This is a genomic window from Yoonia sp., from assembly GCF_036007805.1.
GTDB lineage: Bacteria > Pseudomonadota > Alphaproteobacteria > Rhodobacterales > Rhodobacteraceae > Yoonia.
Genome location: NZ_DASYOK010000232.1, coordinates 16633 through 26372, shown reverse-complemented (window position 1 = coordinate 26372; position 9740 = coordinate 16633). Strand labels below are relative to the sequence as shown.

Annotated in this window: 15 protein-coding genes; 5 read left to right on the top strand and 10 right to left on the bottom strand. The window is 57.6% G+C overall.

The genetic code is table 11. The annotated features are described in order from the left end of the window. Positions 1 to 52 precede the first annotated feature (52 nt). From rimM to VGP75_RS12770, 8 genes are all read right to left on the bottom strand, one after another. A complete protein-coding gene (gene rimM / locus VGP75_RS12805) occupies positions 53 to 571 on the bottom strand; it encodes a ribosome maturation factor RimM (RefSeq protein ID WP_327544041.1) in 519 nt (172 codons plus the stop codon). Beyond that, the gene (locus VGP75_RS12800) at positions 571 to 717 is read right to left on the bottom strand and encodes a hypothetical protein (protein ID WP_327544040.1); all 147 of its coding nucleotides are present in this window, start codon (positions 715 to 717) and stop codon (positions 571 to 573) included. The genes rimM and VGP75_RS12800 overlap by 1 nt, the downstream gene beginning before the upstream one ends. Before the next feature lie 62 nt (positions 718 to 779). After that, positions 780 to 1193, bottom strand: a complete 414-nt coding sequence (gene rpsP / locus VGP75_RS12795) for a 30S ribosomal protein S16 (protein ID WP_327544039.1) — start codon at positions 1191 to 1193, stop codon at positions 780 to 782. A 49-nt stretch (positions 1194 to 1242) separates the two neighbouring features. Further along, positions 1243 to 1539 carry a chorismate mutase gene (locus VGP75_RS12790; RefSeq protein WP_055686444.1) on the bottom strand — a complete coding sequence of 99 codons (297 nt, stop codon included), beginning with the start codon at positions 1537 to 1539 and terminating at the stop codon, positions 1243 to 1245. After that, positions 1536 to 2051 (bottom strand): GNAT family N-acetyltransferase, encoded by a 516-nt coding sequence (locus VGP75_RS12785; RefSeq protein ID WP_327544038.1) that lies wholly within the window; start codon positions 2049 to 2051, stop codon positions 1536 to 1538. Before VGP75_RS12785 ends, VGP75_RS12790 begins: the two co-directional genes overlap by 4 nt. Beyond that, on the bottom strand, positions 2048 to 2596 hold the full coding sequence (locus VGP75_RS12780; protein ID WP_327544037.1) for a GNAT family N-acetyltransferase: 549 nt from the start codon (positions 2594 to 2596) through the stop codon (positions 2048 to 2050). Before VGP75_RS12780 ends, VGP75_RS12785 begins: the two co-directional genes overlap by 4 nt. 3 nt (positions 2597 to 2599) lie before the next feature. Beyond that, positions 2600 to 4105 (bottom strand): signal recognition particle protein, encoded by a 1506-nt coding sequence (gene ffh / locus VGP75_RS12775; RefSeq protein WP_327544036.1) that lies wholly within the window; start codon positions 4103 to 4105, stop codon positions 2600 to 2602. Positions 4106 to 4341: 236 nt separating this feature from the next. Beyond that, entirely contained in the window at positions 4342 to 4701 is a 360-nt protein-coding gene (locus tag VGP75_RS12770; RefSeq protein ID WP_327544035.1) for a hypothetical protein, read from the bottom strand. A 136-nt stretch (positions 4702 to 4837) separates the two neighbouring features. Between VGP75_RS12770 and VGP75_RS12765 the strand changes: the two genes are divergently transcribed. Beyond that, on the top strand, positions 4838 to 5716 hold the full coding sequence (locus tag VGP75_RS12765; protein WP_327544034.1) for a LysR family transcriptional regulator: 879 nt from the start codon (positions 4838 to 4840) through the stop codon (positions 5714 to 5716). Beyond that, positions 5716 to 6594 carry a DMT family transporter gene (locus VGP75_RS12760; RefSeq protein ID WP_327544033.1) on the top strand — a complete coding sequence of 293 codons (879 nt, stop codon included), beginning with the start codon at positions 5716 to 5718 and terminating at the stop codon, positions 6592 to 6594. Before VGP75_RS12765 ends, VGP75_RS12760 begins: the two co-directional genes overlap by 1 nt. An 89-nt stretch (positions 6595 to 6683) precedes the next feature. Here the strand turns inward: VGP75_RS12760 and VGP75_RS12755 are convergent, their stop codons facing one another. Then, positions 6684 to 7541 carry an NmrA family NAD(P)-binding protein gene (locus tag VGP75_RS12755; RefSeq protein ID WP_327544032.1) on the bottom strand — a complete coding sequence of 286 codons (858 nt, stop codon included), beginning with the start codon at positions 7539 to 7541 and terminating at the stop codon, positions 6684 to 6686. A gap of 107 nt (positions 7542 to 7648) precedes the next feature. Here VGP75_RS12755 and VGP75_RS12750 point away from each other — a divergent pair, with 107 nt between their 5' ends. After that, positions 7649 to 8038, top strand: a complete 390-nt coding sequence (locus VGP75_RS12750) for a winged helix-turn-helix transcriptional regulator (protein WP_327544031.1) — start codon at positions 7649 to 7651, stop codon at positions 8036 to 8038. Positions 8039 to 8098: 60 nt separating this feature from the next. Here VGP75_RS12750 and VGP75_RS12745 read toward each other — a convergent pair whose 3' ends face one another. Beyond that, entirely contained in the window at positions 8099 to 8422 is a 324-nt protein-coding gene (locus VGP75_RS12745; protein ID WP_327544030.1) for an ArsR/SmtB family transcription factor, read from the bottom strand. Positions 8423 to 8628: 206 nt separating this feature from the next. On the opposite strand from VGP75_RS12745, the gene VGP75_RS12740 reads away from it, so the two are divergent. Next, positions 8629 to 8964: an AtpZ/AtpI family protein gene (locus VGP75_RS12740; RefSeq protein WP_327544029.1), complete on the top strand. Its 336-nt coding sequence runs from the start codon at positions 8629 to 8631 to the stop codon at positions 8962 to 8964. Then, complete coding sequence (locus VGP75_RS12735; protein WP_055293954.1) at positions 8954 to 9712, top strand: F0F1 ATP synthase subunit A; 759 nt, start codon at positions 8954 to 8956, stop codon at positions 9710 to 9712. Before VGP75_RS12740 ends, VGP75_RS12735 begins: the two co-directional genes overlap by 11 nt. Positions 9713 to 9740 lie beyond the last annotated feature (28 nt).

Sequence of the window (9740 nt, the reverse complement as noted above, 5' to 3'; positions counted from 1 at the left end):
CCCCCTGTCACGATCAGCGATGATTTGCTTTTGGGCCGCATTGCGGCGCGGGCTATGCAGCTGCATCGGGAAACAGCCCGTCCGGAGGGTCTGCCACGATCCGCCCCGCGTGCAGGTCTACGGTTGGCACGGCGGCTTGTGTGAAGGGCAGAAGTACGGTTTCTGACTGGCCGGGTACGATGATCTCAAGCAGATCTCCCGCCCCGTGGTCCATCACGTTCTTGACGGTGCCCAAGGTCGCGCCGCCGGTATCAACAACGGTCAGGCCAATCAGGTCGGCGTAGTAGTATTCGTCGTCAGGCAATGAAGGCATCACATCGCGCGGCGCGTAAAGGTTCACATTGCGCAGGGCATCGGCGTCTTCTTTTGTGACAACGCCATCAATGCGGGCCGTGAACCCGTTTTTGAGCTGCCCCGTCAGGACAACCTGCGCAAAACTGCGGCCGTCTTCGGTGTAAAGCGGGGTATAGTCGGCGATCGCTTGGGGATCGGCGCAATAGGACTTCAGGCGCACTTCGCCCTGAACGCCAAATGCGCCGCCAATAGCACCTACAATTACGCGATCGCTCATCAGTCAAACTCCGGTCCAACGCAGATATTTTCGATCCATAGCCCGCCGCCACCTTCGCAGGTTTTCTGGCGTCCTTCACGTTCAAACAGCATGCCAGCCACAAAGGCAAACATCACAAGAATGATCGTGCGCAACAAGCGGAACATGAATGTCGTCCCAAAGGGGAGGGTGTGTTGCCCCGGTTTGAACCGGGGCAACGATGAGAGGTTTACTCTTCTGTTGCGGCTTCTTCTGCCACTTCTGCAGGTGCTTCTTCCGCAGGTGCGTTCGCTGCTTCTTCAGCAGCGGCTGCCTTGGCGGCTTTCTCTTCGGCGCGCGCCTGAGCGGCTTTGCCCGGTGTGCCCTTCTTGGGGTTGCTGCGGTCTTTCTTTGGCAGCTCGCCTGCGGCTTCCAGCATGCGTGATACACGGTCAGTCGGCTGTGCGCCTTCGCCCAACCAGTACTTGATGCGCTCGACGTTCATTTTCACGCGCTCTTCGCTGTCTTTTGGCAGCATCGGGTTATATGTGCCCAGCTTTTCGATGAAACGGCCATCGCGCGGCATGCGGCTGTCAGCAGCAACAATTGCGTAGAATGGACGTTTCTTTGAGCCGCCACGGGCCAAACGGATTTTCATAGCCATCAGATAGTCTCCTTAAAGATGATGCGTGTAAGGTGGATCAGGATCCACCCTACGATTGGTGTTGTTTGTGGTGTTGGATGACTTCCTGAATAATGAAATTCAGGAATTTCTTGGCAAACTCAGGATCAAGATCAGCCTGGTTTGCAAGCTCGGTAAGCCGCGCGATCTGTTGCTCTTCACGTGCGGGGTCGGATGGGGGCAGGTCGTGTTCGGCTTTCAGCCGTCCAACAGCCTGCGTATGCTTGAACCGCTCGCCCAAAGTATAGACAAGGATGGCATCAAGCCGATCGATGCTCTCGCGATGTCCCTTGAGGATCTCGGCGGCACGGGTTGCGGTGTCGGTCATTGAAGCCTCCTTGGGGGGGACTGCGGAAAGTGGCGATAGACGAGGGTGCCTTCGTCCTCGGGGGCTGCGGCATCTGGGTCCAGCTTGGCCCCCAGTTTCTCGGCCACGCGGATCGAGGCGGCATTGCATTCACCGATATAGCTGACAATCGTTTCTAGATCGGTGGTGGCAAACGTGTGATCGAGCATGGCACGGCCAGCCTCTTCGGCTAACCCTTGTCCTGTAAATCCGTCAAACACGAACCAGCCACATTCAGGTTCGGGAAAATGTGGCGGATGCACGAGGCCGACGCCACCGGCCAGTGCGCCATCCTTCTCGATTGCCAGCGTTCCAAAGCCGTACAGCGCCCAAGTGGCCACATCGTTGGTGAACCATGCCCAAGATGTCGCACGGTCCAGAGGGCCGTCCATATGAACCGCCCGTTCGCTACCCATAAAGGCCGCGTAGGTCTCAAAATCGTCGCGCCGGTAAGGGCGCAGTGTCAGCCGCTCTGTGTGCAACGTCGGGATCATGCAATAGCCCCCGCTGCCTGGGCGACAACGCGCGGGTCGTTATGCGAGAGATGGCGGAAAACAATCACGTTTTCGCCGTCGATTGTGTCGCGGCGTTCCTCGACCGCGCCTAGCCGTGTCGCCAGAGCGATGGAGCGTGTGTTCGCGGGCGCGATCATCGAAATCAACGGTTCGAGCCCCAAGGTGCTGCCCGCCCATTCGCGCACGGCACATGCCGCCTCGAATGCATATGAACGGCCTTCGAAACCGTCGAACATATGCCATGCCAATTCGGGCTGTGGCCAATCAATATGGTTGATGACGCCAACGCGCCCTGCGGCAATCCCTGTCGCGCGTTCGATCACCATGAAGAACCCATAGCCGTGCCAATGCCAATGGCCGATCCCCGAGATAAACGCGCGCCACGCGTCATCGGCTGTTCCGCGACCGCCCACAGCATCCATCCGCACAGATTTCGTGACCATTGCGGAAAAGGCCGCAAGGTCCCGTTTCTGTGGGCCGCGCAGCGTCAGCCGCGCTGTGGTGAGTGTGGGGGCGGGGGTCATGGGTTACTTCTTTTTCCCGAAACCAGAGAGACCGGGGGGCAGTTGCATGCCGCCACCACCTAGACCAGGCAGACCGCCGGGGGGCATTTTGCCCTGCAACGCTTTGGCGGCTTCGGCCATGGCCTTGGGGTCGTTCATGTCGGGCATTCCGCCCTCGGGCATGCCGCCTTTGCCGAACATGCCTTTCATGGCCTGTTTCAGCATCCCGCCCTTGCCCATCTTCTTCATCATATCGGCCATCTGGCGATGCTGTTTGACCAGCTTGTTCAACTCGGACACTTCAAGTCCGGCACCTTTAGCGATCCGCTTTTTGCGCGATGCGGCCAGCAGATCAGGGTTGGCGCGCTCTTTCTTGGTCATCGAATTGATCAACGCGATCTGGCGTTTGAGGATACTGTCATCCATGCCAGCGGCGGCCATCTGTTTTCCCATCTTCGCGGCACCGGGCATCATGCCCATCATGCCTTCCATGCCGCCCATTTTCATCATCTGCTCAAGCTGCATCTTGAGATCGTTCATGTTGAAGCGGCCCTTCTGGAACCGTTTCATCATGCGCTCGGCCTGTTCGGCCTCAATCGTTTCCTGCGCCTTTTCGACCAGCGCAACGATATCGCCCATGCCAAGGATGCGGCCTGCGATGCGGTCGGGCTCGAAGGTTTCGATCGCATCCATCTTTTCGCCAAGGCCGACAAAACGGATCGGCTTGCCGGTGATTGCGCGCATCGAAAGCGCCGCACCGCCGCGCCCGTCACCGTCCATACGGGTCAGAACCACGCCGGTGACGCCGATTTTGTCGTCGAATTCCTGCGCCACGTTGACCGCGTCCTGACCGGTCAGGCCATCAACCACCAGCAGCGTTTCGCGCGGGTTCGCCACATCGCGCACAGCGGCGGCCTGCGCGATCAGTTCCTGATCAATGTGCAGACGGCCTGCGGTGTCGAGCATGTAAACGTCATACCCGCCCAGGCTGGCTTGCACCTTCGCACGTTTGGCGATTTGAACGGGGTCTTCGCCTTTGACGATCGGCAGCGTGTCGACACCGATCTGCATGCCCAAGATTGCCAGTTGTTCCATCGCCGCAGGGCGGTTGGTATCAAGCGAGGCCATGAGCACGCGCTTGCCTTCTTTTTCCTTGAGACGTTTGGCCAGTTTCGCGGTTGTGGTTGTCTTACCCGAACCTTGCAGGCCGACCATCAGGATGGGTGCGGGCGGGTTATCGATTTTCAGTGCGCCGGGGTCTGCGTCGCCGGTCAGAACATGCTTGAGTTCGTCGTGGACAATTTTGACAACTTGCTGGCCCGGCGTGATGGATTTCGTCACCGCCTGGCCGGTGGCCTTTTCCTGCACCGCTTTGATGAAATCACGTGCGACGGGCAGCGATACGTCGGCCTCAAGCAAGGCCACACGCACTTCGCGCAGCGCTGTTTTGACGTCATCATCGCTTAGCGCACCCTGTTTGGTGAGCTTGTCAAAGACGCCGGAGAGGCGTTCGGATAGGTTCTCAAACATCGGCCAAGGCCCTCGTTTCGTTGTCATTGCCCCACGTATATAAGAACGCAAAGCATAAAGCAGTAGCGCCCCCGTGGGCGTTCCCCAAAGCAGCGCGCCCCCGTGGGCGCGACGCGCTGACGGAGGGCGATCCCCTGATTGTCGGGGACCGGAAAGCTGGTGCTATCCGGATATTGGCGTGCGTTTACGCTTGTGACAGGGCTGAGTCAATAACCTCGAACCGCCACGCTTTGATGCTAACGGATGAGCCGCATCGGTTGGTCTCGGTATGCGTAGGCCACGGTGCCGGTGCCCACAATCAGCATCAGCATGTGCCAGTAGGGAGGGCCGACCCAGATCAGCAAAGCGCTGAGCCCGACAATCATGGTGCCCAACAGCAAAAGGCCTGCAATGCCTTCCCGTCCACGCCACCAGAGCAACCCTGCGCCGACCACTTCGATCGAACCGGTAACATAACGTGGAAACTGGCCAAAGCCGATTGCGTCATAAATGGCAACGTCGGTGCTGAAAGACCCTAGCTTGCGCAGGCCGAAATAGAGGAATGCCAGCGTCAGTGCGGCGCGGAGCAGTGTTATGGGGCGGATTGCAGTGTTCATACCGGAGGACATAGCACATTGGGCATGATGTCCAGTGTCGGCGGATTTTTGTGCCTTCGCCACAGCGAGGGCTTGCGCTGGCGAACGAAATGATCAAATTTACGTAGTGAATGTTTGTCAGCGCACAGGATGGAAAATGGACAACTGGGACGAGATCAGGACCGCTTTTCAGGTTGCGCGCCAAGGCACCGTCAGTGGCGCGGCCGAGCAGCTTGGCGTTCACCATGCGACTGTGATCCGTCATATTGATGCGCTGGAACAACGGCTTGGGGTCAAGCTTTTCCAGCGCCATGCACGCGGTTATACCGCGACAGAAGCTGGACAAGACCTGTTGCAGGTGGCGCAAGCCACGGATGATCAGTTCACGCAGCTTGCAGGGCGGATCAAAGGGCAGGGTGAAGGTGTCTCGGGTGATCTAGTCGTGACGTCTCTCGGGTTGGCATCGCGTATCCTGACCCCCATTCTGGTGGGGTTCCAGGCCGAGCACCCCGAAGTCCGCGTGCGCTACCGCACTGGTGAACGCGTGTTCCGGCTTGAATACGGTGAGGCGCATGTCGCCATCCGTGCCGGCAAAATGCCGGATGAGCCGGACAATGTGGTACAGCCATTCATGCATCAGCAAATGGCGCTGGTCGCGTCCGAGGCATATATCGCGCGGCACGGGATGCCCAAGGATGAGGCTGATCTGAAGAACCACTTTTTTGTCACTCAGGATGATGACACAAGCCGCGCCCCGTTTACCCGTTGGCTGCGTGAGGTCGTGACCGAGGACCGCTTGACGTTTCGGGCAACAGATGACCGGAATTTGCAGGATGCTGTGATTGCGGGTGGCGGCATCGGTTTTGTCATGTCGCAGGCCCTGAGCACCCATCCCGAATTGGTCGAAGTCGTCGAGCGGCGGGACATCTGGTCTGTGCCGCTTTGGATCGTGACGCATGTTGACTTGCACCGGACAACCAAGGTGCAGTCATTCCTGCGGTATCTTAAGGACCGTATCAAGACGCTCGAGTGCTGATGTCGGGTCCCCGTGCGGGGCATCTGGCGATGCTTGCATTTTCGATGCTCGTGGCGGGCTCATTTGCCTTGGGTGCATTGGCCGCCAACGAAATCACGCCCGCTGCGCTGAACGCAGTGCGGTTCTGGATTGCGACCTGTGTTGTTGGGGTGGCGCTGTTGCTGACGACAGGTGTGCCACGTGCGGCCGCGCAAGCGCCTTGGCGCTATCTTCTTCTCGCCGTCTTCCTGTGCACCTATTTCGTGCTGATGTTCGAGGGGTTGAAAACTGCACCTCCCGTCAGCGCTGCGGCGGTTTTTACACTAACACCCATCATGGCGGCCGGCTTTGGCTGGCTCCTGCTGCGCCAGAGACTGACTCCACGCATCGCTTTGGCCTTGTTGATCGGCGCCATTGGGGCCGTCTGGGTGATTTTTCGCGCTGATGTCGCGGCGATGCTGCGCTTTGAAGTGGGGCGGGGTGAAGCGATCTATTTTGTGGGTTGCGTGGCACATGCGCTTTACACGCCTTTGGTGCGCAAACTGAACCGCGGTGAAACTGCGGCTGTGTTTTCCTTTGGGGTCATGCTGGCGGGATCAATATTGCTGACGGTTTGGGGTTGGGGGGATCTGATGGCTACTGATTGGGCTTCACTGCCCGTAATTGTCTGGCTGACAATCCTTTATACGGCGGTCTTTGCCAGCGCCTCGACCTTTGTCTTGCTGCAATTCGCAGCAATGCGGCTGCCGAGTTCCAAAGTCATGGCCTATACCTATCTTGTCCCGTCATGGGTGATTGTCTGGGCGCTGGTTTTGGGGGGTGCGCCACCGCCGGTCTGGGTGCTGGCGGGCGTCGCGTTGACGATCGCGGCCTTGGTTATGTTGCTACGCGAAGAGTAGTGCCTCGTGTCAGTTAAGGGCGGATTTCGCGCGCACGGGACTGGCCCCCAGCGACATGGGGGGCCAGTATATGAATACCTAGGATTTGCCTACTTTTGCAAAGCTTTCCGCAGGACTTCCGCCATTGTCACGGTCGGACGGCCCAGCATCTTGGACAAGGTCTTGCTGTCGTCTTGCAGGGCGCCATGCGCAGCCTGCGCATCGGTGATCGCAAGGAAGCTTGCAAATTCTGGCGGCAACCCCGCGCCCTGCAACGCCTCTTGATAGGCTTGCGCGGGCATATCCACATAAGTGACTGTTTTGCCTGCAACGTCAGACAGGATCGCGCAGTAGTCTGACATCGACAGCGCTTCGTCACCGCCTAGTTCCAGCGTTTCACCATCATATCCGCCCAAGAGTGCAATTGCTGCGGCCTCTGCCAGATCACCCCGCGTTGCAAAGGAAAATTTGCCCTCGCCCGCTGCGCCAAAGTGCTGGCCCATGCTCAGATCCTGCTCAAGGCTCATGAGCATGTTCTCACTATACCATGCATTACGCAAGAAAGTGTATGCGATGCCGCTATCCGCGATCAGCGCCTCGGTTGCTTTGTGATCTGCTGCCAGCGCAAGCGGGCTTTCAGCCGCATCAAGCAAAGATGTGTATGCGATATAACCGACACCAGCCGCCTTGGCCGCCGCAACGATGGCTTTGTGTTGGGGCATACGGTTCGCGATGTCAGAGCCGGAAACAAAGAGCATCCGTTCAATGCCTTCAAATGCGGCTTCAAGGCCGGCTTGATCGTTGTAGTCGCCCTTGCGGGTTGCGATGCCGCGATCGGCAAAATCCGCCGCCTGCGCATCGGTGCGTACCAATGCCACGATGTTTGCGGCGTCTGTCTTTTGCGCAAGGTGGCTGATTGTTTGTTGACCCAATTGGCCAGAAGCACCGGTAATGAGAAGTGTCGACATTGCATTTCCTTGTGGTTTAATTTCGTATATAACTCTCATTTAGAGACCGCATTTCGCCCCGTAAAGGAGGCATGAATTTGTCTCCAGGTTACAAAAAGGGAACCGCTATGAATCAGGTGACAGGCAGGCGGCCACTGCAGCTGAAAGAGGCGGGCTTCACGCTTGAGAATTGCCCTGTGCGCAGCATCCTCGATCACGTTGCGGCCAAATGGACCAGCCTGATCGTGCTTGAGCTTGCGGCGGGACCGCAACGATTTAACGCGCTTGGCCGCGCGCTGCCTGATATTTCCAAACGGATGCTGACGCAGTCCTTGCGCGATCTGGAAAGGGACGGTCTGGTCATTCGGCAGGTTTTCGACACCAAACCACCCAGTGTTGAATACCGCCTGTCTGAACTGGGGCAGTCGTTTCTGGCGCCACTGTCCCAGATGGTGGATTGGGCGATCTCGCAAGAAAACCAGATTGCGGCGTCGCGTGCGCGGTTCGATCAGGCCTGACAGGTCACCAGCGCATGTTCTAAATGTAGGCCTGCATGGTACGGTGGATCAGGATTCACCTTACGCGCCGAGCTGTTGCGCCAGAAATGTCTCAAATGCGTCCAGATCAATCGCGTCCATTTGCCCGAAGGCCTGCATCCAGACCGAGGCTTCGCGCAAGGCGTCCGGTTCCAGCTTGCACCATTTCACCCGCCCGCGCTTTTCTTGCGAGATCAGCCCTGCTGCGGTCAACACGCCTAGGTGCTTGGAGATCGCGGCCAATGACATCTGGAACGGTTCCGCAACGTCGGTGACGGCCATATCGTCCTCAAGCAGCATCGCAAGGATCGCACGCCGTGTCGGGTCGGCCAATGCCGCAAAGGTTTGGTCAAGTTGGGTGGTCATGGCGTCGATTAAGCGGCACGCCGTGGAAACGTCAACCATTTGGTTGAATATCGCTATGCGTTGCCGTTGTGCAGTGCACCGGATATTTCGCAATTCCACGCCAATTTAAGTGTCTGTTATTGCTACATTTATGGGTACTTCGAGTTCTATTGACTCTCATACCACTGCACCCTAAACCATCTGCAACCTTCCGAGGGGTTATACCAATGGCTGAAAGCGAAGACGCCGCGCGCCTCAAAGCACTTGAAGCGAAGATTGCAGCGCTGAAAGCTCCGGCTGAGGTCAAGGACCATTCGGAAGAACACTATTCTCAGGTGCAACTTGCCTGGCGGATGGTGATCGAGCTTGTGTCCGGTCTCGGGATCGGATTTGGCATCGGATACGGGCTGGATACCTTCTTTGGGACCATGCCGATATTTCTGGTGCTGTTTATATTTTTTGGCCTCGCGGCTGGTGTGATGACCATGGTGCGATCAGCCAAAGAGGTTCAACGAAAGCAGCTTGCGGCTGCGACAGAAGAGGGTGAAGCACGTGGCGACTGAAGAGTACTCCGAAGGTGGTTCCGTATTCCAATTCCACCCGCTGGACCAATTTATCGTCAAGCCGTTGTTCGGTGATGGTCCCGTAAGCTGGTATACACCGACGAACGTGACGCTCTGGATGGCGATCGCGCTTTTGGCAATTATTGCGGTCTTTGTACTGGGCAGCCGTGGCCGTGCGATCATTCCAACGCGCCTGCAATCCGTTGGTGAGCTTCTCTACGGTTTCATTTACAAGATGGTCGAGGACGTCACCGGCAAGGACGGGGTGAAATACTTCCCATACATCATGTCGCTGTTCCTGTTCATTCTGTTCTCGAACTATCTTGCCCTGATCCCGATGTCATATTCGCCGACCTCGATGATCGCGGTTACCGTGATTTTGGGTTTTGGCGTATTTATCGCGATCACAATCCTTGGCTTCGTCAAGAACGGCCCTGCGTTCCTTGGTCTTTTCTGGATGTCGGATGCACCTGCATTCTTGCGCCCGATCATCGCGATTATCGAAATCATTTCCTACTTCGTACGCCCGGTCAGCCTGTCCATTCGTTTGGCTGGCAACATCGCAGCCGGTCACGTCGTGCTGAAAGTGTTCGCGACCTTTGCTGCTGCGGCGCTGATTAGTCCCGCTGCGATCCTCGGCATTATCGCGATCTATGGTCTGGAGATCCTTGTTTGCGGCATCCAGGCTTACGTTTTCACCATCTTGACGTGCGTATACCTCAAAGACGCACTTCATCCCGCACACTAACAACGGTGGGGTTTCCCGCCACTCTACT